Consider the following 24,726-nt stretch of genomic DNA (forward strand, 5'->3'; position numbering starts at 1 on the left):
CGAAAATCGGGTCTTGCGGGCGCGACGGAGCTATGCTTCGTCGAATGCCGTGGAGCGCCGCTCCACGTTTTCGACCCGGCTCACGCCGGGTCGAACAGCGTGTCGCCCTCGACCATGTGTTCCTCGACGGCGTCCATATCGAGCGTGACGCCCAGGCCCGGTTCCTCGGGAATCTCGATGTAGCCGTCCTCGATGACGGTCTCCTCGACCAGGTCGTCCCACCAGCCCAGCTCGTAGGAGTGGTACTCGACGGCGAGGGAGTTCGGGACGGCGGCACCGACCTGTGCGCTGGCCATCGTCGCGACCGGCGAGGCGACGTTGTGCATCGCGACCGGGATGTAGTACTGGTTTGCCACGTCGGCTATCTTGCGGGTCTCGCGCATCCCGCCGACCTTCGGGAGGTCGGGCGCGACCATGTCGACGGCCTGGTTCTCGATGAGCCGGCGCTCCTCGGTCACGCGGTAGCGGTTCTCGCCGACGGTGATGGGCGTCGTCGTGGACTTGGTGACCTCCTCCTGGACTTCGAGGTTCTCCGGCGGGACGGGGTCTTCCAGCCACCAGACGTCGTAGTCCTCGATGGCCTCGGCCAGTCGCTTGGCCGACCCACCGGAGAACGTCCAGTGGCAGTCGAAGGCCACGTCGGCCTCATCTTTGACTTCCTCGGTGACCTTCTCGACGATCTCGGCCTTGTGTCGGATCTCACCGGAGCGGAGGTGGCGGTTCGCGCGGTCCTTCTCCAGGCCGCTCGGGACGTCGAGGTCGAACTTCAGGGCGTCATAGCCCAGCTCGTCGACGACGCGGCGGGCCTCCTCGGCACAGGCGTCGGCGTCGGCCTCTTCCTCGGTGTGGCAGTCACAGTAGACCCGCATCTCGTCGCGGTACTTCCCGCCCAGCAGCTGGTAGGCCGGCACCTCCAGAATCTTCCCGGCGAGGTCGTGCAGCGCGATTTCGATGCCGGCGATGGCGGTGACGGTGACCCCTTCGACGCTCCCCTCGCCGGACATCTTCTGTATGAGATGTTCGTAGAGGCGGTCGATGTCCAGGGGGTTCTCGCCGACGATGAAGGGTTTCATCCGCTCGATGAGCTCGGGGACGCCGGCGCCCCAGTAGGCCTCACCGGTCCCGACGACGCCCGCGTCGGTGTAGAGACGGACCAGCGTCCACGGGAAGTTCCCGTCTACCATCGTGGTCTGGACGTCCGTTATCTCTACGTCCCGGCCGCCGCCCCGCTTGGCCGTCGCCCCCATCGACTCGGCGGACAGCTCTCGCATCGTGTACTCCGCGTTGGGGTCGTGCAGGTCGGCGTAATCGATGTCGTTCGCTTTTCCCATGCGGGTGGCTTACTGGCCCCCTCACAAAAACCTAGAGGATAAGCATCTACAACCGTCGTTCACACCGGACTGACAGTCTCGGCGTGCGGCCGTCTCCGGCCGCGGGGACTCCGTCTAACAACCCGGAGACGACCGTCAGCGGGCCCGGGTCCGCTCCGCCAGGGATTTTATGATAGCACCTGTCGTACCGTCTGGCATGGATATCGGTGTGCTAACAGTTCCGCTCGGAGACCAGTCACTCGATGACGCCCTCTCGTATCTCGCCGGCATCGGCGTCGACACCGTCGAGATCGGCTGTGGGGGCTACCCGGGCTCGGACCACCTCGACCGCGGCGAATTGCTCGACGATGACGACGCGCAGGCCGAGTTCCGCGACCTGCTCGACGAGTACGGGCTGGGCGTGAGCGCGCTCGCGACGCACAACAACCCGCTCCACCCCGACGAGGAGCGGGCCGCGACCGCGGACACGGAGCTACGGGAGGCTATCACGCTGGCCGACCAGCTGGACGTGAACACGGTGACCTGTTTCTCGGGGCTGCCCGCCGGCGGCCCGAACGACGAGGTCCCGAACTGGATTACCGCGCCCTGGCCCCAGGAACACGCCGACGCCCACGAGTACCAGTGGGAGGTCGCGACGGAGTACTGGTCGGACCTGGCCGCCCACGCCGCCGACCACGGCGTCGACGTGGCCATCGAGATGCACCCGAACATGCTCATCTACGAGCCCCACGGGATGCTTGAACTGCGCGACGCCACCAACGAGTACGTCGGCGCGAACTTCGACCCCTCGCACCTCTACTGGCAGGGCATCGACGTGACCGCGGCCATCCGGCTGCTGGGCGAACACGGGGCCATCCACCACTTCCACGCCAAGGACACCAAGGTCTACGAGGACCGGGCCCGCGAGAAGGGCGTCCTCGATACGACGCCGTACACCCGCGAGCCCGACCGCTCGTGGCTCTTCCGCTCTATCGGCTACGGCCACGACGAGAGCCACTGGAAGGACGTGGTCTCGACCCTGCGGATGGTCGGCTACGACGGGGCCCTCTCCATCGAACACGAGGACTCCCTGACCAGCGCCCGCGAGGGGTTAGAGAAGGCCGTCGACGTGCTGGACCGCGCCGTCTTTCGGACACAGCCGGGTGACGTTTACTGGACCGAATAACGATGCCAGCAGAACCACTCGACATCGGCGTCCTCGGCTACCGCTTCATGGGCAAGGCCCACGCCAACGCCTTCGCCAGGCTCCCGATGTTCTTCGACGACGCCCCCGAGGTGAACCGCGACGTCCTCGTCGGCCGTGACGCGGACGCACTGGCCGACGCGGCCGACCGGCTGGGATTCGCTCGCACCGCGACCGACTGGCGGGACGTGGTCGACGACGTGGACGTGTTCTACAACCTCGGGCCGAACCACGTCCACGCGGAGCCCTCTATCGCCGCGCTGGAGGCCGGGACGCCGACGTTCTGCGAGAAACCGCTCGCGCCGACGCTCGAAGACGCAGAGACGATGGCCGACGCGGCCAGCGACGCGGGAGTCCCCGCCGGCATCGCGTTCAACTACCGGTTCATCCCGGCCATCCAGTACGCCAAGGAGCTCATCGAGAACGGCGACCTGGGCGAGATACACCACTTCCGCGGGCGCTATCTGCAGGACTGGCTCGTCGACCCCGAGGCCCCGTGGTCGTGGCGCAACGACGCTGAGATGGCCGGCAGCGGTGCGCTGGGGGACCTCGGCGCGCACACTATCGACCTCGCGCGGTACCTCGTCGGCGACATCGCCGAGGTGTCCGGCCGCCTCCGGACGTTCGTCGACGAGCGGCCCGTAGAGGGCGAAAACGAGACCCGAGAGGTCACCGTCGACGACGCCTACAGCGCGCAGGTCGACTTCGAGAACGGCGTGATGGGCACCCTCGAAGCCTCCCGGTTCGCCAACGGGCGCAAGAACGACCACACGATCGAGATAGAGGGGTCGAAGGGGAGTCTGAAGTTCTCGCTGGAGCGGCTGAACGAACTGGAGGTCCTGCGCGAGGGGTCGCGGGGGTACGAGACGGTTCTGGTCACCGACCCCGAGGACCCCTACGTCGACCACTGGTGGCCGCCGGGCCACGTCATCGGCTGGGAACACACCTTCGTCCACGAGAACTACGAGTTCCTCTCGGCGGTCGCCGGGGGCGGAGCGTACGAACCGAGCTTCGCGGACGGGCTGGCGGTCCAGCAGGTGCTCGCCGCCGTCGAGGAGAGCGACGAGCGCGGCGAGCGGGTGTCGGTGCGCTGACCCGGCCCGCCCACACCGCGCGGTTTTAATCGACCGGCCCTCGTTGGGCCGGTATGTCAGTCACCGCCCGACTCGACGCGTATCTGGAGCGCAACGACCTGGCCGCGGTCTGGTTCGCCCGACCGAACAGTTTCGCCTGGCTGACCGGCGGCGACAACGTCGTCGACCGGGGCGGCGATATCGGCCTCGCGGCGGCTGGCTACGACGGCGACGGGGTCACGGTCGTCACGGACAACATCGAGGGGTCGCGGCTGCGTGCGGAGGAACTCGACGACGACGTCGCGGTCGAGACCTACACGTGGTACGAGACTGACCTGCCCTCGGCCGTCGCCGAGGCGAGCCCGGACCCGGCCGCCGCCGACTTCGACGTGCCCGGCTTCGAGGCCCTGGACGCGTCCACGCTCCGACAGCCCCTGACCGAGCGCCAGCGCGAGCGGTATCGGACGCTGAGCGCCGAGACGGCCGAGGCGGTCGAGACGGTCGCCCGGCGAGTCGAGTCCACAGACACCGAACGGGCCGTCGCGGCGGCGCTACGGGGCGAACTGGCCGAATCGGGCATCGACTCGCCGGTCGCGCTGGTCGGCGGGGCCGAGCGCGCACAGCGGTACCGCCACTACACGCCCCAGGCCGAGCCGCTGGGCGAGTACGCCCTGCTCTCGGTGACCGCCGAGCGCGGGGGGCTGTACACCAGTTGCACCCGGACGATAGCGTTCGACGCGCCCGATTGGCTCCGCGAGCGGACGCGCTCGGCGATGCGGGTCGAGGCGACCGCGCTGGCCGCGACGCGGGCCGTCGGCCGCGACGGTGGCACGGCCGGTGACGTCTTCGACGCCGTCCAGCGGGCCTACGACGCCGTCGGGTGGGACGGCGAGTGGCGCAACCACCACCAGGGCGGCGCGGCGGGCCACGCCGGCCGGGAGTGGATTGCGACCCCAGACAGCGACAACCCAGTCGTACTCCCCCAGGGGTACGCCTGGAATCCGACCGTCCAGGGGGCGAAAAGCGAGGACACGCATCTGGTCACCGCTGACGGTATCGAACTCCTCTCGGGGACGGGCGAGTGGCCGACCCGGCGGGTCGAAGCTATCGGCTACGACGTTGCGCTGTCCCGTCACGCCGTCCTCGACCGCTGACTGACGCCGAAAAACGGCCGCTCACGTGCCGCGCTCGTGCCCGTTCAGGCCGAGGACTGGTCGCTGCCCACGCGGATGACCTGCAGCAGCGAGTACACCGGGACGCCGTGTATCTCCTCGATGCCACGCTTGTCGGCCAGCACGACGCAGGCGACGGGGTTGCCGCCCTGTTGCTGGATGGCCTCGACGGTCTCCGTCATCGTGTTGCCGCTGGTGACGGTGTCGTCGACGACGTAGCAGTCCCGGTCGCGAATCTGTGCGAAGTTCCGGGAGAACGAACCGTCGGAGGTGTCGCTCTCGTCGTCGTCCCACTGGTGTTTCGAGGGGGCGTAGGTCCCGAGGTCGGTATCAAGTTCACGGGCGACCGTGGTCGCAAGCGGCGCGCCGGCCTTCTCGATGCCGATGGTGAGGTCGACGTCTTCGCCCTGCTTCGAGAGCAGGTCGGCCATGGCACAGCCGATGTGGTGGAGGCGGCTGCTGTCCCGGCCCAGCGCGGACCAGTCGACGTGGATGTCGTGGGGACCGCTCGCGGCGGTCTCCGTGGGCGCGGGACCGGAGCCGCTGCGCTCGACCAGCCAGCTCGCAGTCTCGCGGGAGACGTTCAGTTCGTCGGCTATCTCTCCCTTGGAGAGACCTCGCTCGGCGAGGTCCGCCGCACTCTCGACGAGGTCGTCGATGTTCTTCATACGGTGCCTTCTGTCCGGCGGGGCTTAATATGCAACGCCTTTGTGCCGTCCGCGGCCGGATACGGCGCCGGCGTGAGCCGAAGCCAGCCGCCCCTCGCCCCGCTCCGTCGCAGTCCGAACGGATGTGGGGCGATACCAGCTGTCCCAACCGGAATAATTTCCGTCTCCGGTTCGTTCTCCAACATAATGAACGAGAGACATGAAATCGAGATAGGCGTCATCGGCCTCGGGAACATCGCTCGGCTCCACAGCGACCGCCTCCAGAAAGCGGGGTACGGCGACGTAGTCACCGCCGGACTGGACGTCGACCCCGACGCGCGCGGCCGGTTCGCCGCACAGTACGACGCGGACGTCTACGAACGACAGGCCGACCTCTACTCGGACGTCGACGCCGTCCTGGTGACGACGCCAAACAAGTTCCACGAGGAGTACGTCGTCGGCGCGCTGGAGGCCGGGCTGGACGTGTTCGTGGAGAAACCGCTCGCCCACTCCCTCGCGAGCGCCGAGCGCATCGCCGAGGCCGCCAAGGCGGCCGAGGGGTTCTGTATGGTCGGGTTCCACAACCGGTTTCGGGACCCGGTCCAGGTCCTCCTGGGCTACCGCGACGACGGGAGTATGGGCGAACTGAAACACATCGAGGCGAACTACCTCCGCCGGCGCGGCGTCCCCGGTCGGGGGTCGTGGTTCACGCGCGAGGCGCTGGCCGGCGGCGGGGCGCTCATCGACATCGGCGTCCACGCCATCGACCTCTCGCTGTACCTGCTCGGCTTCCCCGAGGTGGTCGAGGTGTCCGGACAGACGCGGGCGACCTTCGGCACCCGCTCCGAGTACGCCTACGTGACCATGTGGGGCGAGGACCACGGCTCCGCCGGGTTCGACGTCGACGATTCGGCCTCGGCGTTCATCCGGTGTGCCGACGGGACGACCATCGCACTGGAGGTGTCGTGGGCGTCAAACCGGACCGACAGCCAGGAGTACGTCGTCCGCGGGTCGGGGGCCGGCGCCCGGCTCGACCTGAGCAACGACGAGATGGATCTGTACGAGACCGTCTCGACCGGCGTCAACCACCATCGGACGTCACAGATAGAGACGGCCGGCAACGACGCACACGCCATCGAACTGGAGCGGTTCGTCGACAGCGTCGCGACCGGCGACCCGCCCGGGACCAACACCGTCGAGCAGGCCCTGGCGGTCCAGCGGGTGCTCGATGCCATCTACCGCTCCAGCGAGGAGGGGCGTGCCATCTCGCTTACGGAGTGACCACCATGGACAATTTTAACCATGTCTCCACGGAGTTTCAGGTAAGATGAAAGCTATCGGTGTCACTCGCGAGGGGGACGACGTGGAGCTACTCGACGTAGCCCGGCCGGAGCCGTCCGAGGGGGAGGCGCTGGTGAGGACGCTGCGTGTCGGCGTCGACGGGACCGACCACGAGGTCATCGCGGGCTCACACGGCGGCTACCCCGAGGGCGCGGAACACATGATACTGGGTCACGAGGCCGTCGGCGTCGTCGAGGACGGCAACGGGTCCGGGCTCGAAGCCGGGCAGGTCGTCGTCCCCACCGTCCGCCGGAAACCCGACGGGGAGACGAACGACTACTTCCGCCGCGGCGAGCCCGATATGGCCCCCGACGGGGAGTACGTCGAACGGGGCATCGTCGGCGAACACGGGTTCATGGCGGAGTACTTCACCTCGCCCGCAGACAACCTCGTCCCGATTCCCGACCACCTGGCGGAGTACGGGATGCTGATCGAACCCGTCTCCATCGCCGAGAAGGCCAACGACCACGCCTTCTCGACCCGTGAGCCCTTCGAGTGGCGCCCCGAGGCCGCCTGCGTCCTGGGCAACGGCTCGCTCGGGCTCCTGACCCTGTGGATGCTCGGCCGGGAGTTCGACCGGACCTACTGCGTGGGCCGCCGGGACCGCCCGGACCCGACTATCGACGTCATCGACGAACTCGGCGCCACCTACGTCGACTCCCGCGAGACGCCCGTCGACCAGCTACCGGACGACCACGAGGCCGTCGACTACGTCTTCGAGGCGACCGGATACGCGCCCCACGCCGTCCAGACCGTCGACGCGCTCGCGCCCAACGGCGTCGGCGCCTTGCTCGGCATACCCGGGCCCTGGGAGTTCGAAATCGACGGCGGGACCTTCCACAAGGAAATCGTCCTGCACAACAAGTGTCTCATCGGCACCGTCAACTCCCACGTCAAGCACTTCGAGGCCGCCGTCGACACCCTCGACGAGATGCCCCAGTGGTTGCTCGACGACCTCGTGACGACGGTCGCGAGCCCCGACAGCGTCGACGCGGCCTTCGAGGACGACGAGGACCAGATAAAGGCCGTCGTCGAGTTCGACACGCTGTGACGGCGGGGCGAACTTCTTTGTAGCGGTCCGGCCAACCCACGTCCGTATGCCATCCGACGACCTGGAGGCGGCGCTGGACGGGGTCATCTCGCGGTTCAACCTCGGCGAGTACGAGATAACGGCGTATCTGGCGGTCCTCCAGCACGGGGAGTTGACCGCATCGGAGATAGCCGAGCGGACTGATATCCCCCAGCCGCGGGTGTACGACACCGTCCGGAGCCTGGGCGATGTCGGCCTGGTCGAACTCAAGGAGTCCAGGCCGATGAAAGTGATAGCCATCGACCCGCGGGAGGCGTTCGGCGACATCCAGGAGTCGCTGGACGAGCTGGTCGACGACCTCTCGGCGCGCTACACCGCCCCCGCCAGGGAGCCAGAGGCCGTCTCGCTCGTCAAGTCCCGGCCCACCATCCTCCGCTATCTGGAGGACATCATCGACGCCGCCGAGTACGAACTCCTGTTGTCGCTGACTCCCGCCCTGCTCGACCGCTTCGAGGACAGGCTACAGCGCCGACGGGAGTCGGGAATCGCCACGGAAATCCTGCTGTCGCCGGCCGCCGACGCGCCCGACCCCGACACGTTCGATTACGACGCCGTGGCGACCACGGTGAAGGGACGCCGGGGCATCACGACTCCGGTGGTGGCCGTCGCCGACGGGAACTACTCGATGTACGCCACCCGGGAGTCGGTCAGGGGCGCTCCCGACCGCTACGGCGTCATTTTCAACCGTTCGGAGCTCGGATTCCTGGTCTCGGGCTTTCTCAACACCGTCCTCTGGACGACGGCGGAGACCATCGCGACTGCCGACACCGAACTCCCGTTTCCGCGGCGTTACGGCACTATCCGCCGGTGCGTCTCCGACTTAGAGGAACTGGACGGGGTGTTCTACGCGACCATCGAGGGCCGAAACGTCGTGACCGGCGACGACTGGGTCGTCGAAGGGCAGGTCGGGGAGGTCTCCTTCGGGACGAACCGGGAAGTTGCCACGCTCGTTGTCGAGACCGAGGACGGGCCAATCGACGTTGGCGGGCAGGTCGCTGCCTACGAGGACATCGAGGCCTACGAGATTCGGGTCGGTCGGGACGCCCCGCCGTCCGTCTGAGTCGCCGTTCCTGTCGGACCACGCCAATTGTTTTGGCGAACCTAAAAATACTAAAACCCCCGCGAGAGAGGTAGCGTAATGAGTTCACAGCAGTCAGGCGAGACCGGCACGGCGTACACGTTCGACGATCTCGCCGTCGTGATGGGCACCTACAACGAGGAAGACGCGATAGCCACCGTCCTGGAGGACATCGCGACCGTCACCGACGGCCGTGCCGAAGTCATCTGTGTCGACGGCTCCAGCGACCGGACGCCCGAAATCGCCCGCGAACACGGCGCGACGGTCGTCGAACAGGAGCCACAGGGGTACGGCGTCGCCGTGCGCGCGGCCGTCCTGGCGCCGGACCGGCCGGTCGTCGTCACGACCGACTGCGACGACACCTATCCGATGGAGCGGCTCCCGGACTTCCTCGACGAGATAAACGACGGCGCCGACGTCGTCAGCGGCGACCGGCTCTACTACGGCGCCGACGAGATGCCCGGGCTGAACAAACTCGGCAACGAGCTGTTCGCCCTGCTGGCCTCCGTCGCGATGGGCGAGCGCGTCCACGACACGACGACCGGGATGCGGGCCTACCGCCGCGAGGTCGTCCAGAAGATACGATGGACCGAGAACACCGGGCTCTCGGCCGAGCTGTTGATGCGCCCGCTGATGCGCGGCTACGACGTGCGCGAACGCCCCATCGAGTACGACGAGCGCAAGGGCGAGACCAAGCTCGACCCGTTCGAGGGCGGGGCCGCCATCGCCAAGTCCATCCTGAAAGTCGCCGCCGAGGAGCGGCTCCGGTAGCAAGCGGTTCGCCCGTTGTGACCCCCCGCTCGGCGACCGATAACGGGACCGCGGACGGCCTCACTCCCCGTCGGGCGGGCGCTGGTAGCTCTCGGTGCCGCCGGGGTGGCCCTGCGGGTTCTCGATGCCGACGAGTTCCCCGCCGGTCGGCGAGCTGTAGAGCCCGTACACCAGTTCGTTGACCAGGTAGTGCCGGACCCGCTCTCGGGGGGCGCCGTCGGGGACGGGGTCGGCTTCGGCCACGCCCATCGCTCTGAGCGTCTCCTCCTGTGTCGCCGCGTCCAGCTTCCGGAACGTCGTCTCCTCCCACCCCTGTGCGTACTCGTCGAGAGCCGATAGCGCGTCGAGGACGGCCCCGGCCCGCTCCGGGTCGGCCCGCAGCCGCCGGGACATGTAGCCGTCGACGAACGAGCCGATACCGTCCACCTCGCTGGGGTAGACGGTCCGTGCGACCGCGTGCAGCGTCCGGCGTTCGTGGTCAGTGACGATGGGGTCGCCGTCCCCGTCGTCGGCCCATTCGAGCAGCGCCGCGCCGCCGCCGACGGTGATGCCGACCGCGCCGAGCGCCTTCAACACGTCGCGTCTGTCGAGTTCTGTCATCCCTGTCTCACCGTTGCGTTGAGTGCGATGCCGTCGCGATGGGCGCCGGGCACGTAAGCGGCCTGGCCGCCACAGAGCCGCTCGGACCAGCACACCTCCATCCGCGGCGTCAGGGCCCGCACGCCCGAGTCCGTCTCGTTTACCGGGAGGACCCAGCGGTACTTTACGGCTCGGTCCGTGCCGTAATCGACGAAGGCGACGACAGTCACGGTTCCGCTCTCCGGCGTGGGAACGGCTATACTCTCGTCGAGACTGTCGCCGCCGAGGCGACTCCGGTTTGCGTCGGTGCGAAGCCGCAGGGAGAGCGGCGACGTATCGGTGGCGGTGGTGAACTCGTTCGCGCTGGTGTTTGTCGTCCCGTTGTGTAGCTGGACGGTGACCGACTCCACCGCCGCGGGCACCGTCGCCGAGATGTCGGTGCGTACCGTCTCCCCGCTCGCCTCCCGCACGCGCTGGAGCCGCGGCTCGACGGGCTGGTCGAGGAACGGCGCCCACTGGCCCCGATAGACGTACCGGTAGTAGCTCCGGTCGGGGTAGCTGTCGACGACGGCGAACTGCTGGCGCTGCATGGCATACACCGTCTCGCCGTCGAAGCCGGGGTCGTTTCGCAGCGTCTGGAACGGGTGGTTGAGCCAGTTCCCGTAGGTCCGCGGCAGGAAGACGACGGCGTCGTCGAGGTCGCGCCCGTCGAAGGGCTCGTAGGCCTGCTCGTACTGTTGGGTCACGTCGTAGTTCTCTCCGAGCGGAGCCGCGACGGCGGCCACGGCGACACCGGCTCCGACCGTGGCCCCGACCAGCAACAGGGCGGTCACGGCCGGCGCCGCGCGCTCGCCGCTCACGTGGTCCGGGACCGTCTCACGGGCCCACTCGACGGCCGAGAACAGGCCGACGGCACCGAAGGCGACGACCGGGACGAGCAGGTCCGTGTGGTAGTACGGCCCGAAGAAGGAGACGAGCCCGTCGGTCGGGTCGGCGAGTTCGCCGAGAATGTTGAAGTTCCCCCAGAAGAGGAGGTTCCCGAGCGGGACACTGAGGCCGACGCCGGCCAGCGCGAGCTGACGGTCGTCGAACCCCCGCCGTCGGACGGTCCGGAGGCCGACCAGGGCGGCGAGGACGCCGAGCGGGCCGGCGACGACCCACTCCGTGGCGAACAGCCACAGCACCTCGGCGTTGGCCCGCAGCGAGAGCGACGGCGTGAACGTCTCCGAGTGGCCGGCTATCTCACGGTAGCCGAAGCCGAGCCCGTCCAGGGGCGCGAACGCCTGGTAGGGGAACACGAGCGGGTCGCCGGTCATCACGACGTTGTACCCCAGCGTGACGGCGACGCCGGCCAGCCCGAACAGTGCGGTCAGCCCGACGCGCTCGACGACCGGCCGTTCCCTGCCGCGGAGCGACCACAGCGCGTGCAGGATGAAGGGCACCGCGAACAGCACCGCGGTGTAGGGCCGGGTGAAGAAGGCGACCCCCACCGCGAGCCCCGCGAGCGCCGCGGTCCGCCGACTGCCGCTCCGGTCGGCGTGGAGGTACGACGCCGCGAAGGCCAGGTTCCAGCACATCGCCGGCACGTACGAGAGGAAGACGGAGGCCTCCACGACAAACAGCGGCGAGGCGAGCATGAGCACGCTCGCGACGACACCGGTCCGGGCGTCGAAGACTTCCCGAACCGTGTGGTAGGTCCCGGCGAGCGCGCCGGTCGCGACGAGCCCGAGCGCGATTCGGTAGCCGCCCAGCAGCTTCCCGACGGCGAACACCGCCGCCGTCGGCGGCGTGTACTTCGAGTACAGCCCCCGGCCGCTCTCGACGAAGAACCAGGGCCGGAAGGGGCCGTCGACCGGCGGGCGCAAAAAGAGCTGCCCCTCAAGCAGCATCGCGGCCTGCTGGAGATACACCGCCTCGTCGTGGTTGCTGGTGTGGTACGGAAAGACGACGTGGGCGATGGCATAGACTGCCAGCCCGCCGACGACTGCGACGAGCGCCGCCTGCGCGCGGGGCCGTCGCAGTCGGCTCATTCAGCGGGGTACCAGGCCAGCTCGTGGTCGGCGGCCAGGTCTACCTCGACCGGCTGGCCGGCCTCGAACGTCTCGACGTGGTTGTGCATGCAGTGGACCACGTCGCCGCTGTGCAGCTCGACCCGGTAGATGAAGTTGGGGCCGTTGTACTGGCGGTGGACGACGTAGCCGTCGGCCTTCGGCTCGCTGGCGGGGATCGCCTGCAGGTCGTCCGGCCGGACCAGCACGTCCACCATCGCGCCGTCGTAGGCCTGGATGGGGCCGTTCAGCCGTTCGAGTCCGAAACTCCCCAGCCCGGTCTCGAGCCGGTCGGTCACGCGGGCCGAGAGGAAGCTGGCCTGTCCGAGGAAACTCGCGACGAAACGGCTCTCGGGGTTCTCGAACACTTCGCCCGGGTCGCCAACCTGTGCGATGGTGCCGTCGTTCATGATGGCGACCCGGTCGCTGATGGAGAGGGCCTCCTCCTGGTCGTGGGTCACCGAGATGGCGGTGACGCCCGCCCGCTTGAGGATGCGCCGCACTTCCTCGCGCATCTCGACGCGCAGGCGCACGTCGAGGTTCGAGAACGGCTCGTCGAGCAGGAGCACGTCCGGCTCCGGGGCCAGCGAGCGGGCCAGCGCCACCCGCTGTTGTTGCCCGCCCGAGAGCTGGCTGGGCATCTTCTCCTCGTGGGCCTCCAGGTCGACCAGCTCCAGCAGCTCAGCGACCCGGGCGTCGGTCTCGGCCTCGTCGAGGTCGTCGAGCCCGAAGGCGATGTTCTCGGCGACGGTGAGATGGGGAAAGAGGGCGTAGTCCTGGAAGACGATGCCCACGTCGCGCTCCTCGGGCTTCCTGAAGGGGCCGTCGGCGTCGCCGGTCACCGTCTCGCCGGCGATGGTGATGGTCCCCTCGCTCGGCGCCTCCAGGCCGGCGAGCATCCGGAGCGTGGTCGTCTTCCCGCAGCCCGACGGGCCCAAAAGCGTCAGCAGCTCCCCGTCCTTGACCGACAGCGAGAGCCCCTCGACGGCTTTCTCGGCCCCGTACTCCTTCGAGACGCCCTCGATGGAGAGCACCGTCCGCTCCGGGTCGTCGACCGCTGTCTCTATCGTCTCGAACTCGGAAATCCGCTGCTTTGATTGGTTTTCTGCCATTTTAACCCTCTTGTCTGAGGATGACGAGCATCGACAGCCCCGAGACGCCGACGAGAATCAGCGCCGGGACGGCTGCCTGTCCTTGGTACGCTGCTCCGCGGACCAGCCAGATGTACGTTACGATGGTCTCGAAGCCGATGGGCCGGAGCATCAGCGTCGCCGGTAGCTCCTTCATCGTCGTCAGGAACACGAGCGCCGCGCCGGCGGCGATACCCGGCGCGACAAGCGGCAGGACGACCTTCCGGAACGAGGTTATCGGGCCGTAGCCGAGCGAGCGGGCCGCCTCGATGTAGCTGGGGTCGACCTGTAGTATCGAGGACTCCGTCGTCCCGACGGCCTGCGGGAGAAAGCGGACGACGTAGGCGAACACGAGCACGAAGAGGCTCTGATAGAGGAAGGGGACGAACCGCAGCGCGAGGTAGATGAGCGAGAGCCCTATGACGACCCCGGGGACCGCGTAGCCGACGTAGGACACCCGCTCGGGCAGCGAGGAGAGCGTGCCGTCACCGCGCGCCGAGAGGTAGGCAATCGGGAGCGCGACGACGACACAGAGCGCGGCCGCGCCGGCCGCGAGCATCACGGAGTTGGTGACGTGTTGGGCCTCGAAGACGAACCCCGCGGGCGCGGCACCGGCCGACCTGACCAGCCACAGCCCGAGGATGCCGATGGGGAGCGCCAGACAGAGCGCGGCGATGAGGGCACAGAAGCCCATCGCGGGCAGTTTCCAGTAGCCCAGCTGTATCTCCCCGGCCCGGTGGTCGCCGCTGGCGACGTAGGCGCCGTCACGGCTCGCGCCGATGCGTGACTCGACGGCGAGTATCGCCATCGCGAGGACGAGCAAGAGCAGGGAGAGGACGGCGGCGGCGTCCAGGTTCCGGGCCTGCTCCTCGACGAATATCATGCGCGTGAACACGTCGTAGCGCATGATGGCCGGCGTCCCGAAATCCGAGAGCGTGTACAGCGCCACCAGCAGGGCGCCGGCGGCGATGCCGGGGAGAATCTGTGGCAGCGTGACGCGTTTGAACGCCTGAAAGCGGCTGGCGTTCAGCGTCCGGGCGGCCTCGACGGCCCTCCCGTCGAAGGAGATGAGCGACGCTCGGGTCGTCAGGAAGACGTAGGGGTACGTAAACAGCGTCAACACCAGCACGGTCCCGTGGAGCCCGTAAATCGTCGGAATCGACTCGATACCGAGCGGCGCCAGCAGGTCCGCAAGCTCCCCGCGCGGACCGAAGGCGGAGACGAACGCGAAGGCGCCGATGTAGCTGGGGACCACGAGCGGGAGCGCCGCGGTGACCGTCCAGAACCGCTTGAACGGGAGGTCGGTCTGGACGGTGAGCAGGGCCAGCGGGACGCCGATGAGTATCGACGCCGCGGTAACGGCGGAGACCAGCACGAACGTGTTGACCGTCACCGTCGTCGTCGTCCCGCTCACGACGAGTTCGACCAGCCGGCCGGTCGGCATCTCGCTGGCCTCGATGAGCACCCAGGCGATGGGCGAGAGGAGGAGCAGGGAGATCGCCAGAACGACCAGAGCGAGGACCGTCGGCTCGTCGGCGTCGCGGTCGGCGACGTTCGCCCCCTCGCGAATCCGCTCCAGACGGTCGCTCGCGCCCATCTCAGAGGACGCCCACGTCCTGCATCAGGTCGACGGTCCCCTCCACGTCCGCAAGCTCGGTGAGGTCGATGTCCGGCGGGTTCAGGTCGTCGATACGGGGCAGGCCACCGACGGGCTGGACGCCCGAAATCATCGGGTAGGCAAAGGTCCGGGTGGCGAAGAACTCCTGGGCCTCCGAGGAGAGGACGTGCCGGACGAAGTTCCCGGCCAGTTCGGCGTTGTTCGTCCCGTTGAGAATCTCCAGCCCGGAGACGTTGACCAGCGCGCCGGCGTCCCCCTCGGTGAAGTGCAGGTCAAGGGGCGCGTTCTGGCGGGCCGACTGGACCCGAAGCGAGTAGTAGTGGTTCGCGAAGCCGGCCGCCAGCTCGCCGTTCGCGGCGCTGTTGGAGACGGCGAACTCGTTGTCGTACTCCGTGATGCCGTGGTTCTGCATCGAGTTGAGCCAGGAGCGGGCCACGTCGTCGCTCCTGTTGAGCCGCATCGCGGTGATAAAGGACTGGAAGGCGCCGTAGGTTGGGGCCCACCCCATCGTCCCCTCCAGGGCAGCGGTGTCCGGGAAGTCGTGGACGGAGTCCGGGAGATCGGACGGCGAGAGCCTGTCGGTGTTGTACGGAATCGCCCGGGCGCGGCCGGCGAAGCCGACCCAGCGCCCGTCGCCGTCCTGGAAGCTCCCGGGCACGGCGTCAAGCGCCTCGCTCGGCAGTGACTGGGTGGCGCCGGCGTTAGCGACGGCGCCCAGCGACCCGGCGTCGACGGACATGAACACGTCGGCCTGGGACGCGCCGGCCTCGCTTTCCTCGATGATGGTGGTGGCGAGGCTGCTGGACCCCTCCACGCGGTGGTTCACGGTGAAGCCCTCGTAGGCCTGCTCGAGCAGGTCGAGGAGGTCGACGTAGAGACCCCCTTCGCCGCCGCCGAGATACACCGTGAGTTCGCCTTCGAGCGCCGGCAGGTCCTGTATCGAGGTGCCGCCGGGCTGGTCGCGGGACTCAACGAGCGGCCCGGAGCCCCGGAAGTCCGACAGCGAGACGCCTATCTGGTTGTTATCGTCGCTGAACAGCCCGAAACAGCCGGCGAGGGAGCCGGCGGCAGTCGCTCCGCCCAGGGCGAGAAACCGCCGACGGGAGGAGCTAGAGTTGAGGTCAGTCATGGTTGGATGAGTATGTTTTAGGTTTACCTAAATGGCTTACGTTTTCAGTCGTCGGCGGCCGGCGGCGCCGTCTCGGGCGCGGCCTCCAGCGCGGCCAGGCAGTCGAGCCAGTCGCGCATGTACTCCCCGCAGTGGTTGAGGAAGGCGCCGTTCTCCCAGTCCTCGAAGTCGCCCTCGGCCAGTCGGTCGGCCATCGCTTCGAACACCTCGCGGTAGGAGTCGGCGTCGCCCCCGACGGCGTCGATTTCCTCCCAGACGTGTTCGTTGAGTTCGAGGCCGTGGACCTCGTTGGTCAGGTCCGAGAACGTCGAGCGGGGAGCCTTGTTGTGCTCACACAGCGGGTCGCCGTTGTATATCTTCCCGCCCAGCACGTCGCAGGCGCGCTTGAGGAACAGCCCGGACCAGATGTCGTCGAACCGGCCCACGTCCCACGCGTTGTCGTCCATCGGGAGCTGGTAGAAGGCGGGGACGACCTCGCGTCGGAAGGCCAGGTTCATCGAGCAGACGGTGAGGTAGTTCCCCTCGGCGGCGACGAAGTCCTCGCCGAAGTCCGCGTCGGAGGTCCGGGTCTGGGCCTGTCCCCGCAGGTCGCCGTCCATCAGGATGCGGACGGCGTCGAGGTCGGGCACGTTCGTCCACAGCCCCTGGGAGGCGACGACGCGTTCGACCTCGGCCGTGTCCGTCTCGACTTCCTCGTCCATCGCGGCGTAGGGGTAGCCACGGGGGTAGAGCCCGTGTTCGTCCTCGTTCTGGTAGAGGACGTTCACCCAGTTCTCGTCGGAGCGGACCCGCTCGATGTCGCCCTCGAAGGCGAGGTTCTCCATGTGGGTCCCGAAGAAGTCCACGTCGTCGTGGGGCGCGGTGTCGTCGTCGATGAAGACGCCGTAGTCGTAGTCGGCCGCCCAGAGATACAGCAGGCCGAAGGAGGTCTGGGCGTGGCTGGCCGCCGGGACGAGATGCGAGAACTCGCTGATGCCCTGCTCGTCGTACCACTCCTCGCGGGCCGTCTCGTCGAAGACGGCCCCGTCGACGCCCGCCTCGTCGAGCATCGCTTCCATGGACTCGGTGTCACAGAAGTCCTCGGTGATGAGGACCACGAACAGGCGGTCCAGGTCGAACCCGTGGTCGCGGGCGTTCTCGAAGTACTCGCGCATGCACTCTGGGTTCCGTATCGTCGGAACCATCACGCAGATGTCGGCCTCTGTCATGCTTCCGAATCTTTAGGGTAGCCTAAAGAGTGTTCTGTTTTAGGCTCCCCAAACAATTCCGGTCGCGCCGGGCGGTCCGGCCGATTTCGCACGTAGGTGTGTTTTCCGGCTGGGGCGGCGAATCGGTGTCGACGGCGCCCGTCCCGACCCGCGGACCCCCCGTTTAAGGCGAACTATTATCTGGCTGTGCTTTGGGTCACTAGTTGAGCAATGTGTGCACGAACAGACGGGGGTCGTCCCACGGGATGAACCTCGAAGACCAGACCTGCGTCGTCACCGGCTCCTCGCGGGGCATCGGCCGCGGCATCGCGACCGACCTCGGCGACCACGGTGCCGACGTCGTGGTCAACTACCGCTCCTCGGAGGCGGAGGCCCGAGCGGTGGTCGAGGAAATACGCGAGCGCGGCGGCGACGCCATCGCCGCCCAGGCCGACGTGGCCGACGCCGACGACGTCGAGTCGATGCGGGAGCGGGTCAACGACGAGTTCGGGAACGTCGACGTCCTCGTCAACAACGCCGGCATCACCATCGACAAGAAGTTCGAGAAGATGACCCGCGAGGACTGGGACGCGGTGATGAACGTCAACCTCGGTGGCGTGTTCAACTGCACCGACGCCTTCTACGAGGACCTCAAGCGCGCGGACCACGGCCGCCTCATCAATATCTCCAGCGTCGTGGGCCAGCAGGGGAACATCGGGCAGGCCAACTACGCGACGACCAAGTCCGGGCTGTTCGGTTTCACCCGCACGCTCGCGCTCGAACTCGCACACACGGGCGCGACCGCCAACTGCGTCGCGCCCGGGTTCGTCGAGACGGACATGCTGGAGGAGGTGCCAGAGCGGGTCCAGGAGAAGATTCTCCGCGAGATACCGCTGGACCGCTTTGCCACCGTCGAGGACATCGCCGGCATCGTCCGCTTCGTCGCGAGCGAGGAGTCGAGTTACATGACCGGTCAGGTACTTGGCGTCAACGGCGGGATGGAGTGGTAACATGAGCAAACAGGAGAACGACGAGACGACAGAGGCGACCGACGACCCCATCGAGGAGCTCCGCGAGAAGCGCCGCGAGGCCGAACTCGGCGGGGGCGAGTCACGTATCGAGTCCCAGCACGAGAAGGGGAAGATGACCGCCCGGGAGCGCATCGACTTCCTGGTCGACGACGGCACGTTCAACGAGGTCGACCCCTTCGTCGAACACCGCTCGACGAACTTCGGGATGGAGGACAAGAAGTTCCCGGGCGACGCCGTGGTGACTGGCTACGGCGACGTCGACGGCCGGAAGGTGTTCCTCTTCGCGCACGACTTCACCGTTCTCGGCGGCTCGGTGGGCGAGGTCGTCGCCGAGAAAATCTGCAAGGTCATGGACAAGGCCATCGAGAACGGCGTCCCCGTCATCGGGCTGAACGACTCCGGCGGCGCACGCATCCAGGAGGGCGTCGACTCGCTGGTCGGCTTCGCCAAGATATTCGAGCGCAACACCAAGGCGAGCGGACTCATCCCCCAGATATCGGCCATCATGGGGCCCTGTGCCGGCGGCGCCACCTACTCGCCGGCGCTGACGGACTTCACGTTCATGGTCCAGGACACCAGCCACATGTTCATCACCGGGCCGGATGTCATCGAGACCGTCACCGGCGAGCAGGTCTCGAAGGAGGCGCTGGGCGGGGCGAGTTCCCACTCGACGAAATCGGGCGTCGCGCACTTCTCTTACCCCTCCGAGGAGGAAGCGCTGGAGAACATCCGCCGGCTGCTCTCCTATCTGCCCCAGAACAACATGGAGGACCCGCCGCGGGTCCAGCCGTGGGACGACCCCGACCGGGAGGTGCCGGAACTCACCGACATCGTCCCGTCGGCGCCGCGAAAGCCCTACGACATGTCCGAGGTCGTGGGTCGAATCGTCGACGAGGAGTCGCTGTTCGAGGTCCACGGCAACTGGGCGCGAAACGTCATCACCGGCTTCGCCCGGATGGACGGCCAGTCGGTGGGCGTGGTCGCCAACCAGCCCCGCGTGAGCGCGGGGACGCTCGACATCGACGCCGCGGAGAAGGCCGCCCGCTTCGTCAGGTTCTGTGACTCGTTCAACATCCCCATCCTCACCTTCGTCGACGTGCCAGGATTCATGCCCGGCACCGACCAGGAGCACAACGGCATCATCCGCAGGGGCGCGAAGCTCATCTACGCCTACGCCGAGGCGACCGTGCCGCTGCTCTCGGTCGTCGTCCGCAAGGCCTACGGCGGCGCCTACATCGTCATGTCCTCGAAGTTCCTGGGCAGCGACGTCAACTACGCCTGGCCCGGCTCCGAGATGGCGGTCCTGGGGCCCCGCGGGGCGGTCAACATCCTCTATCGCAACGAGATAGCCGAGGCCGACGACCCCGACGCCAGGCGCCAGGAGCTGATGGACGACTTCCGCGAGGAGTTCGCCCACCCGTACGGTCCGGCAAAGCGGGGCTACCTGGACGACGTCATCGAACCGAAGGACACGCGCAAGCGGCTCATCGACGACCTGGACATGCTCCAGCGCAAGCGCGAGGACAGCCCGCCAAAAGACCACGGCAACATCCCACTGTAATGTCAGCATCTGACGAATCCGACGAGGAAGCGAACACGGCACCGGCGGACGACACCGGTATCAGGGTGTCCATCCCGGACGACGCGACCGAGGCCGAGGCGGCGGCCATCTCGGCGGCGATAAGCGCACACATCACCGACCGCCAGCGGGCCGCCGCCGCGGCCGCGGCGGCGAGCGAGTCGCCGGACTACGTCGACGAGTGGACCCTGGAGGGGCGACTCAAGCGGTTCGGCAAACGCCGCCGCCCACGGAACGTCGAGCGGGGCGAGGAGTGGAAGGCCGCCGCCCGAGCGCGCTACTGACCGAAACTCCGTAGCAGTTCGAGGTCGCGTTTCGTCTTCATCAACTCCGACAGCGGCCGCTCGCCGCCACACTCGTCGCAGGAAAACGCCGTCTCGGGACTGGGGAGGTCGGTCGGCGTCGCTTCCCAGTGTTTGTCACAGTCGGGACACCGGAGCTGAAGCCAGGCCTCCTGCATGTGTCTGTGTCACGATGGCACATCTATATATTTTGTGCCGTTCTACGGCGAACCCCTCGATTTAGGGGTGCCTAAAGATAGGAACTTTTTAGACATTAGGTAGGCCTAAAAGACACATGGACCGACGTGAATTCGTAGCCGCGGCGGGCACAGCAGTCACAGGGGCCCTCGCCGGCTGTGGCGCGTTCCCGCCGGGCGACGACCCGGCCGATGGCAACCAGACCGCGACCGAATGGGCCACATCCGAGCCCATAGAAGAGAACCTGGAGGACCCCGAGACGGCGGAGGACGGCTCCTACTCGGTGTCGATAGAACCGATGGGCGAAGTGACGTTCGACGGCGTCCCCGAGACCTGGGTCGGCAACAACGGGAGCTGGGCCGATATGGCGCTCGCGCTGGGCGTAACGGCGCCGAAAGCCCTCTGGCTTCCGTCCCGCTACTATACGAGATACTACGACGACATTCCGAACGTGTCGGTCGACGGGTCAAGCATCTCGGCGCTGTACTCGGACGGGGTCGGCAAAGAGCAGTTTTACGACCTCGACGGCGACGTCCACATCTTCGACCCGAACTTCCTGCAGAACCGCTACAGCGGCTGGGAGCAGGCCGACATCGACGACGTCGCCGACATCGCTCCCATCTTCGGTAACAGCAGCTTCACGCACAACTACGACTGGCACAGCGGCTACCGCTACTACACCATCGAGGAAGCGTTCGCGAAACTCGCCAAGGTGTTCCGACGGGCGGACCACTACAACGCTATCGCCTCGGTCCGCAACGACTTCATCCGGAACCTCTCGGACGTGGTCCCCGACGACGCGGCGGACCGTCCGGACGTCGCGAACATCTGGGGGAGCAACCAGCCAGAATCGTTCTACCCCTACCACATCGGACAGGGGACGTCCTACCGCCAGCTCCGCGACCTCCAGGTCGGCGACGCGCTCGCGAAAGCCGGCGTACCGGACTTCTACGACACCCGGGGGCAGATAGACTACGAGACGCTCCTCGACGCCGACCCGGACGTCCTGCTCGTGCGCGGCCACGAGGACAAGTCGCGCTCGGAGTTCGAGGACAAGGTGGTCTCGTTCATGGAGGACCACGACACGGCGAGCACGCTGCGGGCCGTCCGGAACGGCGAGGTGTACCGCGGCGGGCCGCTCTACCAGGGCCCCATCACGAACATGGTCGTCGCCGAGCGGCAGGCAGGACAGCTGTACGGCGCCGACGCGGACCTCTTCGACCGACAGCGCGTCGGCGAAATCGTCAACGGGAACCTGTAGCACAGCCAATGGAGACTGACGAGGCCGGCACCAGCGACCGAGCGGCGACAGTCGCCGCCGACGCACCCGGCTGGATAGACGTACCGCTGGTGACGCTGGCAATCGTGAGCGTGCTCGTCACCGCGTTCGCCGGACTGCTGCAGGTGAGCTACGGGACCTACGAACTCTCCCTCGAAACGGCGTGGGCGACGATATTCGACCCGTCGCTGCTCTCCAATCCGGCCGTCTGGAAGGCGTTTCTGCTGGGGTCCGAGCTGCCCGCCCTTCCCCCGCGCTCCATCGTCGTCTGGAACATCCGCATGCCACGCGTCGCCGTCGGCCTGCTGGTCGGTGCGAACCTCAGCGTGTCGGGCGCGATATTCCAGGCCATCACCCGGAACGACCTGGCCAGCCCCCAGACGCTCGGTGTCAACGCCGGTGCCGGGCTGGCCGTGCTGCTGACGCTGGTGGTCTACACGGGGCTGACCCACCTCCTGCCGCTGGTCGCAGCGCTCGGCGGGACCGTGGCCTTCCTCCTCGTCTACGCCATCGCGTGGAACGGCGGGACGAGCCCGGTCAGGCTGATTCTGGCCGGTATCATCGTCGCGACGGTGTTCAACGCGCTGCAGACGGCCCTGTTCTTCGTCGCCGACGACCTCGGCGTCGTTCAGACGGCGCTGGCGTGGACGACTGGGTCGCTGTCCGGGGTCGACTGGGAGGAGTTCCGGATTATCCTCCCGGTAACGCTCGTCGGACTCCCGCTGTCCCTGGCCGGCGCCAGACATCTGAACGTGCTGGTCCTGGGCGAAGGGACCGCGAAGTCCCTCGGCATGAACGTCGAGCGGATGCGATTCGGGCTCTCCGGCGTGGCGATACTCACGGCCAGTTCGGCCATCGCCGTCGCCGGCATCGTCGGCTTCGTCGGCCTCATCGTGCCGCATCTGGTCCGGACTATCGTCGGCAGCGACTACCGCCGCGTCGTCCTCGGCTCCATCTTCGTCGGGCCGGCGCTGCTCGCCGTCGCCGACGTGGGGTCACGCCTCGGCGCCGCGATGTTCGTCTTCATGGTCGGCGTCAGCGGCGTCGCGACCGCGGGGCTGTTCGTCCTCGCGGGCCTGGCCCTCTATCTCTACGACGCGGACCGAATCGACAGGAGCTACCGCCGGTTCGTGGCTGGCGCCGCCGCCGTCGGTATCCTGGCGTTCGGCGTGACGGCGCTGCTGGGCGGCCCCAGCGTCGGCGACTCGCAGGTCCCGGTCGGCATCGTGACCGGGCTCATCGGCGGCCCGTACTTCCTCTATCTGATGCGGCGGCGCCAACAAATAGGTGATCTCTGATGGCAACACAAGACAGCGACGGCCGAACGGAACGCGTACAGCAATCGGCGACCGAGGGGACCGCTCAGGACAGCGCCCTCTCCGCGACGGACCTCGAAGTCAGCTACGCCACCAGCGACGGGCCGGTCGTCACCGTCGACCGCCTCGACATCCCCGAGGGGGAGATAACGGCGCTGGTCGGTCCGAACGGGAGCGGAAAGAGCACCATCATCAAATCGCTGGCCGACCAGTTGGCCCCGGACACCGGGGAGATACTGCTGCAGGGCGAGGCCATCGCGAGCTACGACGGGAAGGCGCTGGCCCGGGAACTGGGCCACCTCTCACAGGAGAACGACGCGCCCGCCTCGGTCAGCGTCGAGGACCTCGTCTTCCACGGCCGCTACCCGTACCGCGGCTTCTTCGGGGCGGTGGACACGGACGACCGCGAGGCCGTCGAGCGGGCCATCGACCTCGCCGGCGTCGACCACCTCCGCGAGGAGAACGTCGGCAACCTCTCGGGCGGTCAGAAACAGCTCGCGTTCATCGCGATGGTGCTGGCCCAGGAGACGGACGTGCTCTTGCTCGACGAGCCGACGACGTATCTGGACCTCCACCACCAGCTGCGCGTGATGGAGACCGTCGAGCGCCTCAACGCCGAGCGCGGCGTCACCGTCGCCGTCGTCCTCCACGACATCGCGCAGGCGGCCCGCTTTGCGGACTACCTCATCGCGCTGGACGACGGCGAGGTGTACGACTGGGGGCCGCCCACCGACGTCGTGACCGAGGAGTTACTCCGGGACGTCTTCGACATCGAGGCGGCCGTGCGCTACACGCCCGAGCCGGAGATAACGCCCCAGCGCTCCCTGTGACCATGGTCGGACGGACGCTCTCCGACATCAGAGCGCGCCTGGAAGAGCTGTCGGTCGCTATCGGCCCCTACAGGGTCGTCAGTGCCAAGACCGGCGACGGCCCCTTCCCGGTGACCGGCCTACAGTTCCCCGACCGGGCGACCGCGGCCGAAGCCGCCACCGTCGCGTCGGCGTACCGGCGCGCGCTGCGGCGATACGACCCGCGCGTGAGGGTTCACGGGCTCGTCGTCACCGAGACGGGGGTCGGTTCCGAGACCACTCCGGGGCCGCCGGAGACGCTCCCGGAGTACTGCCACGCCGTCGCCGGCGCCCTGTTCGAGACGCTCTCGGACCGCCACGGCCCGGTCGAGCGCACGGTCATGGACGCGTATCTCGCGGCCGCCGAGGGGACGACGGACCGCGAGCGGCTCTGTCTCACGATGCTCGAACGGTCGGCCGAGGCGCTGGAGGCACAACTCACCGCCAGCGAGCAGGCCACGGTGCTCGCGACCACGGCCGGCCGGCTCCCGCCGCTCGACACCGACGCGGCGCCGCTCGTCGACGCGCTTCGGTCGCTTCGGGACACCGGGCTCCTGTCGGCGTACAGCGTCGACCGGACCCCGGGCAGTGCCGGTCGTCCCACACAGCGCGTCACGGTCGAGGGGTACCGGCTGTCGCTCTCGGCCGAGCGCTGTCCGGTCCTGCCAATCGCCGTCGAGTTGCTCCGCCGGACCGCCGTGACCCCGCGAATCACCGACCTGACGCGGACGGCGACCGGGTGGACCTTCGCCGTCGCCACGGCGGGCGACGGGCCGGCCGCCGGCCTTTCCGTCGCGGCGACGCGGAGTTGAAATTT

General features: G+C 67.9%; 23 protein-coding genes. 14 read left to right on the forward strand and 9 right to left on the reverse strand.

The features are described from left to right. Window positions 1-80: 80 nt before the first annotated feature. Complete coding sequence (locus NJQ98_RS07965; RefSeq protein ID WP_262177635.1) at window positions 81-1,331, reverse strand: mandelate racemase/muconate lactonizing enzyme family protein; 1,251 nt, start codon at window positions 1,329-1,331, stop codon at window positions 81-83. Window positions 1,332-1,527: 196 nt separating this feature from the next. Here NJQ98_RS07965 and NJQ98_RS07970 point away from each other — a divergent pair, with 196 nt between their 5' ends. Genes NJQ98_RS07970 through NJQ98_RS07980 form a run of 3 tightly spaced genes read left to right on the forward strand, consistent with a single transcriptional unit; the run spans window position 1,528 to window position 4,741 of the window. Further along, window positions 1,528-2,496: a sugar phosphate isomerase/epimerase family protein gene (locus tag NJQ98_RS07970; RefSeq protein ID WP_262177636.1), complete on the forward strand. Its 969-nt coding sequence runs from the start codon at window positions 1,528-1,530 to the stop codon at window positions 2,494-2,496. A gap of 2 nt (window positions 2,497-2,498) precedes the next feature. Beyond that, on the forward strand, window positions 2,499-3,608 hold the full coding sequence (locus NJQ98_RS07975; RefSeq protein ID WP_262177638.1) for a Gfo/Idh/MocA family protein: 1,110 nt from the start codon (window positions 2,499-2,501) through the stop codon (window positions 3,606-3,608). Window positions 3,609-3,661: 53 nt separating this feature from the next. Continuing rightward, complete coding sequence (locus NJQ98_RS07980; protein ID WP_262177640.1) at window positions 3,662-4,741, forward strand: M24 family metallopeptidase; 1,080 nt, start codon at window positions 3,662-3,664, stop codon at window positions 4,739-4,741. 44 nt (window positions 4,742-4,785) lie between these two features. Here the strand turns inward: NJQ98_RS07980 and gfcR are convergent, their stop codons facing one another. Beyond that, window positions 4,786-5,427, reverse strand: coding sequence for a transcriptional regulator GfcR (gene gfcR / locus NJQ98_RS07985; RefSeq protein ID WP_262177642.1), 642 nt, complete (start codon window positions 5,425-5,427; stop codon window positions 4,786-4,788). A 186-nt stretch (window positions 5,428-5,613) separates the two neighbouring features. Between gfcR and NJQ98_RS07990 the strand changes: the two genes are divergently transcribed. The 4 genes from NJQ98_RS07990 to NJQ98_RS08005 all read left to right on the forward strand — a co-directional run bounded on the left by NJQ98_RS07990 (window position 5,614) and on the right by NJQ98_RS08005 (window position 9,686). Continuing rightward, window positions 5,614-6,687 (forward strand): Gfo/Idh/MocA family protein, encoded by a 1,074-nt coding sequence (locus tag NJQ98_RS07990; protein WP_262177644.1) that lies wholly within the window; start codon window positions 5,614-5,616, stop codon window positions 6,685-6,687. Window positions 6,688-6,733: 46 nt separating this feature from the next. Continuing rightward, the gene (locus NJQ98_RS07995; RefSeq protein WP_262177646.1) at window positions 6,734-7,798 is read left to right on the forward strand and encodes a glucose 1-dehydrogenase; all 1,065 of its coding nucleotides are present in this window, start codon (window positions 6,734-6,736) and stop codon (window positions 7,796-7,798) included. Window positions 7,799-7,844: 46 nt separating this feature from the next. Then, window positions 7,845-8,897 (forward strand): HTH-type sugar sensing transcriptional regulator TrmB, encoded by a 1,053-nt coding sequence (trmB, locus tag NJQ98_RS08000; protein ID WP_262177647.1) that lies wholly within the window; start codon window positions 7,845-7,847, stop codon window positions 8,895-8,897. Between the two features lie 78 nt (window positions 8,898-8,975). After that, complete coding sequence (locus NJQ98_RS08005) at window positions 8,976-9,686, forward strand: dolichyl-phosphate hexose transferase (protein ID WP_262177649.1); 711 nt, start codon at window positions 8,976-8,978, stop codon at window positions 9,684-9,686. Between the two features lie 60 nt (window positions 9,687-9,746). Here the strand turns inward: NJQ98_RS08005 and NJQ98_RS08010 are convergent, their stop codons facing one another. From NJQ98_RS08010 to NJQ98_RS08035, 6 genes are read right to left on the reverse strand one after another with little or no spacing between them, the layout of a single operon-like run. Beyond that, window positions 9,747-10,286 (reverse strand): gluconate 2-dehydrogenase subunit 3 family protein, encoded by a 540-nt coding sequence (locus NJQ98_RS08010; RefSeq protein ID WP_262177650.1) that lies wholly within the window; start codon window positions 10,284-10,286, stop codon window positions 9,747-9,749. Further along, on the reverse strand, window positions 10,283-12,295 hold the full coding sequence (locus tag NJQ98_RS08015) for a DUF7846 domain-containing protein (protein ID WP_262177652.1): 2,013 nt from the start codon (window positions 12,293-12,295) through the stop codon (window positions 10,283-10,285). Before NJQ98_RS08015 ends, NJQ98_RS08010 begins: the two co-directional genes overlap by 4 nt. Continuing rightward, window positions 12,292-13,425, reverse strand: coding sequence for an ABC transporter ATP-binding protein (locus NJQ98_RS08020; RefSeq protein WP_262177653.1), 1,134 nt, complete (start codon window positions 13,423-13,425; stop codon window positions 12,292-12,294). Before NJQ98_RS08020 ends, NJQ98_RS08015 begins: the two co-directional genes overlap by 4 nt. Before the next feature lies 1 nt (window position 13,426). After that, window positions 13,427-15,040, reverse strand: coding sequence for an ABC transporter permease (locus NJQ98_RS08025; protein WP_262177654.1), 1,614 nt, complete (start codon window positions 15,038-15,040; stop codon window positions 13,427-13,429). 1 nt (window position 15,041) lies between these two features. Further along, a complete protein-coding gene (locus NJQ98_RS08030; protein ID WP_262177656.1) occupies window positions 15,042-16,190 on the reverse strand; it encodes an extracellular solute-binding protein in 1,149 nt (382 codons plus the stop codon). Between the two features lie 44 nt (window positions 16,191-16,234). Continuing rightward, a complete protein-coding gene (locus NJQ98_RS08035; protein ID WP_262177657.1) occupies window positions 16,235-17,398 on the reverse strand; it encodes an alpha-1 4-glucan-protein synthase in 1,164 nt (387 codons plus the stop codon). Window positions 17,399-17,643: 245 nt separating this feature from the next. On the opposite strand from NJQ98_RS08035, the gene fabG reads away from it, so the two are divergent. Genes fabG through NJQ98_RS08050 form a run of 3 tightly spaced genes read left to right on the forward strand, consistent with a single transcriptional unit; the run spans window position 17,644 to window position 20,271 of the window. After that, window positions 17,644-18,387 carry a 3-oxoacyl-[acyl-carrier-protein] reductase gene (fabG, locus tag NJQ98_RS08040; protein ID WP_262177659.1) on the forward strand — a complete coding sequence of 248 codons (744 nt, stop codon included), beginning with the start codon at window positions 17,644-17,646 and terminating at the stop codon, window positions 18,385-18,387. A gap of 1 nt (window position 18,388) precedes the next feature. Then, window positions 18,389-19,969, forward strand: a complete 1,581-nt coding sequence (locus NJQ98_RS08045) for an acyl-CoA carboxylase subunit beta (RefSeq protein ID WP_262177660.1) — start codon at window positions 18,389-18,391, stop codon at window positions 19,967-19,969. Next, window positions 19,969-20,271 (forward strand): DUF8022 family protein, encoded by a 303-nt coding sequence (locus NJQ98_RS08050; protein WP_262177662.1) that lies wholly within the window; start codon window positions 19,969-19,971, stop codon window positions 20,269-20,271. The genes NJQ98_RS08045 and NJQ98_RS08050 overlap by 1 nt, the downstream gene beginning before the upstream one ends. Here the strand turns inward: NJQ98_RS08050 and NJQ98_RS08055 are convergent. Continuing rightward, a complete protein-coding gene (locus NJQ98_RS08055; RefSeq protein WP_262177664.1) occupies window positions 20,265-20,447 on the reverse strand; it encodes a DUF7836 family putative zinc-binding protein in 183 nt (60 codons plus the stop codon). The two genes, NJQ98_RS08050 and NJQ98_RS08055, sit on opposite strands and share 7 nt — an antisense overlap. A 116-nt stretch (window positions 20,448-20,563) precedes the next feature. Here NJQ98_RS08055 and NJQ98_RS08060 point away from each other — a divergent pair, with 116 nt between their 5' ends. The 4 genes from NJQ98_RS08060 to NJQ98_RS08075 are packed head-to-tail and all read left to right on the forward strand — an operon-like array spanning window position 20,564 to window position 24,721. Beyond that, window positions 20,564-21,727, forward strand: coding sequence for an ABC transporter substrate-binding protein (locus NJQ98_RS08060; RefSeq protein WP_262177666.1), 1,164 nt, complete (start codon window positions 20,564-20,566; stop codon window positions 21,725-21,727). Window positions 21,728-21,735: 8 nt separating this feature from the next. Continuing rightward, the gene (locus NJQ98_RS08065) at window positions 21,736-23,043 is read left to right on the forward strand and encodes a FecCD family ABC transporter permease (protein ID WP_262177668.1); all 1,308 of its coding nucleotides are present in this window, start codon (window positions 21,736-21,738) and stop codon (window positions 23,041-23,043) included. Then, the gene (locus NJQ98_RS08070; protein ID WP_262177671.1) at window positions 23,043-23,891 is read left to right on the forward strand and encodes an ABC transporter ATP-binding protein; all 849 of its coding nucleotides are present in this window, start codon (window positions 23,043-23,045) and stop codon (window positions 23,889-23,891) included. Before NJQ98_RS08065 ends, NJQ98_RS08070 begins: the two co-directional genes overlap by 1 nt. Window positions 23,892-23,893: 2 nt before the next feature. Then, window positions 23,894-24,721, forward strand: coding sequence for a DUF7551 domain-containing protein (locus tag NJQ98_RS08075; protein ID WP_262177672.1), 828 nt, complete (start codon window positions 23,894-23,896; stop codon window positions 24,719-24,721). Window positions 24,722-24,726: the final 5 nt, after the last annotated feature.

It is taken from the genome of Haloarcula laminariae (assembly GCF_025457605.1).
GTDB lineage: Archaea > Halobacteriota > Halobacteria > Halobacteriales > Haloarculaceae > Haloarcula > Haloarcula laminariae.

Excerpts from the sequence above, each read along its gene's own strand:
- NJQ98_RS08055 (WP_262177664.1), bottom strand. The coding sequence starts at position 20,447 with ATGCAGGAGGCCTGGCTTCAGCTCCGGTGTCCCGACTGTGACAAACAC.
- NJQ98_RS08065 (WP_262177668.1), top strand. The coding sequence starts at position 21,736 with ATGGAGACTGACGAGGCCGGCACCAGCGACCGAGCGGCGACAGTCGCC.
- NJQ98_RS07980 (WP_262177640.1), top strand. The coding sequence starts at position 3,662 with ATGTCAGTCACCGCCCGACTCGACGCGTATCTGGAGCGCAACGACCTG.
- fabG (WP_262177659.1), top strand. The coding sequence starts at position 17,644 with ATGAACCTCGAAGACCAGACCTGCGTCGTCACCGGCTCCTCGCGGGGC.
- NJQ98_RS08025 (WP_262177654.1), bottom strand. The coding sequence starts at position 15,040 with ATGGGCGCGAGCGACCGTCTGGAGCGGATTCGCGAGGGGGCGAACGTC.
- NJQ98_RS08015 (WP_262177652.1), bottom strand. The coding sequence starts at position 12,295 with ATGAGCCGACTGCGACGGCCCCGCGCGCAGGCGGCGCTCGTCGCAGTC.
- NJQ98_RS08020 (WP_262177653.1), bottom strand. The coding sequence starts at position 13,425 with ATGGCAGAAAACCAATCAAAGCAGCGGATTTCCGAGTTCGAGACGATA.
- NJQ98_RS08050 (WP_262177662.1), top strand. The coding sequence starts at position 19,969 with ATGTCAGCATCTGACGAATCCGACGAGGAAGCGAACACGGCACCGGCG.
- NJQ98_RS08035 (WP_262177657.1), bottom strand. The coding sequence starts at position 17,398 with ATGACAGAGGCCGACATCTGCGTGATGGTTCCGACGATACGGAACCCA.
- NJQ98_RS07965 (WP_262177635.1), bottom strand. The coding sequence starts at position 1,331 with ATGGGAAAAGCGAACGACATCGATTACGCCGACCTGCACGACCCCAAC.
- NJQ98_RS08045 (WP_262177660.1), top strand. The coding sequence starts at position 18,389 with ATGAGCAAACAGGAGAACGACGAGACGACAGAGGCGACCGACGACCCC.
- NJQ98_RS08030 (WP_262177656.1), bottom strand. The coding sequence starts at position 16,190 with ATGACTGACCTCAACTCTAGCTCCTCCCGTCGGCGGTTTCTCGCCCTG.
- NJQ98_RS08060 (WP_262177666.1), top strand. The coding sequence starts at position 20,564 with ATGGACCGACGTGAATTCGTAGCCGCGGCGGGCACAGCAGTCACAGGG.
- NJQ98_RS08075 (WP_262177672.1), top strand. The coding sequence starts at position 23,894 with ATGGTCGGACGGACGCTCTCCGACATCAGAGCGCGCCTGGAAGAGCTG.
- NJQ98_RS08010 (WP_262177650.1), bottom strand. The coding sequence starts at position 10,286 with ATGACAGAACTCGACAGACGCGACGTGTTGAAGGCGCTCGGCGCGGTC.
- NJQ98_RS08070 (WP_262177671.1), top strand. The coding sequence starts at position 23,043 with ATGGCAACACAAGACAGCGACGGCCGAACGGAACGCGTACAGCAATCG.
- NJQ98_RS07975 (WP_262177638.1), top strand. The coding sequence starts at position 2,499 with ATGCCAGCAGAACCACTCGACATCGGCGTCCTCGGCTACCGCTTCATG.
- NJQ98_RS08005 (WP_262177649.1), top strand. The coding sequence starts at position 8,976 with ATGAGTTCACAGCAGTCAGGCGAGACCGGCACGGCGTACACGTTCGAC.
- NJQ98_RS07990 (WP_262177644.1), top strand. The coding sequence starts at position 5,614 with ATGAACGAGAGACATGAAATCGAGATAGGCGTCATCGGCCTCGGGAAC.
- NJQ98_RS07970 (WP_262177636.1), top strand. The coding sequence starts at position 1,528 with ATGGATATCGGTGTGCTAACAGTTCCGCTCGGAGACCAGTCACTCGAT.
- NJQ98_RS07995 (WP_262177646.1), top strand. The coding sequence starts at position 6,734 with ATGAAAGCTATCGGTGTCACTCGCGAGGGGGACGACGTGGAGCTACTC.
- trmB (WP_262177647.1), top strand. The coding sequence starts at position 7,845 with ATGCCATCCGACGACCTGGAGGCGGCGCTGGACGGGGTCATCTCGCGG.
- gfcR (WP_262177642.1), bottom strand. The coding sequence starts at position 5,427 with ATGAAGAACATCGACGACCTCGTCGAGAGTGCGGCGGACCTCGCCGAG.